Source organism: Desulfosarcina sp. (assembly GCF_041551955.1).
In the GTDB taxonomy this organism is placed as follows: Bacteria; Desulfobacterota; Desulfobacteria; order Desulfobacterales; family Desulfosarcinaceae; genus Desulfosarcina.
In genome coordinates this window covers 1-2,197 of record NZ_JBFELV010000599.1, presented here as the reverse complement: position 1 = coordinate 2,197, position 2,197 = coordinate 1, and the positions used below count along the sequence as shown (strand labels likewise).

General features: G+C 55.9%; 2 protein-coding genes. One reads left to right on the top strand and one right to left on the bottom strand.

The window, feature by feature from the left end:
• On the top strand, window positions 1-769 hold a 769-nt coding region (locus ABYV26_RS24655; protein WP_372683997.1), incomplete at its 5' end, for a dihydrodipicolinate synthase family protein.
• Window positions 770-1,279: 510 nt separating this feature from the next.
• On the opposite strand, the gene ABYV26_RS24650 is transcribed toward ABYV26_RS24655, so the two are convergent.
• A partial coding sequence (locus tag ABYV26_RS24650; protein WP_372683996.1) for a hypothetical protein occupies window positions 1,280-2,197 on the bottom strand: 918 nt, incomplete at its 5' end.

Here is a 2,197-nt window from a genome sequence, read left to right as displayed (position 1 = left end):
TGCCCTGGGGGAAGGGCACAAGCTGACGGATCAGGAGCGTGCAGACGTGATTGCCCGCTACCGTGAACTGCTTCCAAAGGGGATGGGACTGGTGGTCGGGGTGCGGGCCAACGCCACGGATCCGGCGATGACCATGGTGCGCCGTGCGCGGGAGCTAGGGGCCGATGCGATCCTGCTCGGCCCCCACACCGTCCAAAAGGATGCACCGCTGCTTGAATACTACCACCAGGTTTCCGATGCCGCACAGATTCCCTGCATTATCCACGACTACCCTGCAGTGACCGGCATTACGATGACGGTGGCACTCATCAGTCGTATTTTCGAGACATCCTCCAACGTCGGTTACATCAAGCTCGAAGACCCGCCCACGGGGATGAAAATGCAGGCCTTGGCCGAACACGCCGGACCCGGGTTGAAGGTTTTCGGCGCGCTGGGAGGCATGTACGCCCTCGAGGAGTTGGAACTGGGAGCCGTGGGGATTATGACCGGATTCGTCTATGCCGAATTGCTGGTTCAATTGTTCGAACGGGTCCAGAAAAATGAATGGAAGCGGGCCGCCGAACACTTCTACGATTTCCTGCCGTTGAATCGCTGGGAATTCCAACCGGGTATCGGCGTGTCCCTCCGCAAACAGGTGCTAAAGCGGTTGGGGGTTTTCTCGACCGCTAAAGTACGGCACCCCGGCCCTGACGCCGACCCAAAGACCGTCGCGCAGTTGTTCCGGATCGTGGAGCATCTGCGTGGAAAAGGGTATCCCCTGGCCTTATGACAGCCTGCCAATGCCGAATGGATTCAATCCCGCGGCTCATTGCCAACGCAATCGGGCAAGACCCGGAGGAAGGTCTTGCCCGAAAAAATGAGTTGAACAGGTTTGGCCCCAAAATATCCAGCCAAAAAAACCACAAAACGATTAGGTTGGAACAAAAATCAGATTACCTTCGCTGTTCTTGTAAAAAGCACATGGTATGCCAATAATTGAAAAAATTATTAAGTCTAATGATACCAATGGGATGCTTGATCATGAGGGATAGGAGAACGACTAAATTAGGCAGCCTTTTTCACATCAGGTGGGAAATGATGGTAACAAGAAAGCCCCTGCAGAGGCATGCTGCAGGGGCTTTCGAAGGTGTGGAATGGAGGTTTATGGCATTTCCACGCTAAGCATTAAGATCCTGTCCATTCCGATTGGTTACATTTATCTTTGTTTTTTTCTGACGGCTGATCCACTCAGCCGCCCCTATTAGATTTAAAAACCTGACTGGTTGACGCGCTATGCAATCTACTCATGTTGATCCCTGCCGGGTTCAGTGCTCTCGACGGCGCCCTCGTCTTCTGGGGTGTCTTCCGCTTGTTGGGCGGTAGCCTCCTCCGCCTGGGCCTCGTCAGCGGCCTGTTTGGCGGCCGCCTGTTCTTCCAGAGCCATGATCGCCGCTTCATGGCCGGCAATTGTCCGGGCGATCACCTCTTCCTGGACCTTGTCCGTGGTCAATTTATCGGCTGCATTGAGAAATCCGATGGCCGCTTTCAGGTCATCGATGGTTCCTCGGCTGGCGGCCACCTCGGCTTTATAGGTGAGAATCAACCGGTCGATATTATCGAGGCGCTGATAGGCCAGCGCACGAAGATCGCTGGTGGACCCGTATTCGAGGGCCGTTTTCAAAGTCGCCTTGATTCCTTCGAAATCCGGTATCCCCGGAACGTCCAGCAGCACATCGGCTTTGTCGATGTAATACTGGAACACGATCGGGTAGACGTCACCGGAGCGGTAGGTCGCTTTCGTCTCTTCAGGGGCAGGTACGCCGGGCAGGGTGATGACCAGTTTTTTGCCGATGGGGGAAAATTTGCCTTTCCAAACCTCCAGTGCGCCCTGGTTTTCTGCCAGATAATATTTGAAGGAGTTGGAGGCGCTCCCGCCGATCACCAGCAAAATGAGAAACGCCAAGCCGGCGGCGAAGATCTTCATGGTATTGTCAACGGGGTCCGATGGTTTCTTGACCGCCGCCTGGGCAGGCGGCGGTTCGTAGGAAACCGATACATCCGATTTCTGGGCGGCGGCGTTCTTGATGGCTTCCGCCTTTTCGGCGGCGGCCTTTTCGGCGGCGGCCTTTTCGGCAGCGGCCTTTTCGGCAGCGGCCTTTTCGGCAGCGGCCTTTTCGGCGGCGGCCTTTTCGGCAGCGGCCTTTTCGGCAGCGGCCTT